The sequence below is a fragment of the Peribacillus sp. SIMBA_075 genome (genome assembly GCF_046534585.1).
Genome location: NZ_JAWRYN010001292.1, coordinates 1 through 247, shown reverse-complemented (window position 1 = coordinate 247; position 247 = coordinate 1). Strand labels below are relative to the sequence as shown.

Genomic DNA, 247 nt, shown 5'->3' with positions numbered 1-247 from the left:
ATGCGGCGGCTGTCGAACGCAATCGCCACCCCGCGCTTCATTGCCTCCTCGCCGAAGCTTTCGATATAATCGGCAATGCCTTTTGACGCTTTCCTGACGGTATAGACGTTCATGCGGTTCGTGCCCGGCCCGATCTCACCGCGCATGCCCCCTGTGCCAAACACCAAATCTTGATAGAACGCATCTTCTGCCAATTGCTCATCTTCCGATAAAACTTGCAGCTGTTGTTTCGTATGGTCGTCCAGCC

1 pseudogene is annotated in these 247 nt (G+C 54.7%); it reads right to left on the bottom strand.

What is annotated here, in order from left to right:
* Positions 1–245 (bottom strand): annotated as a pseudogene (locus SB775_RS32505) (phospho-sugar mutase); the annotation flags it as partial.
* Positions 246–247 lie beyond the last annotated feature (2 nt).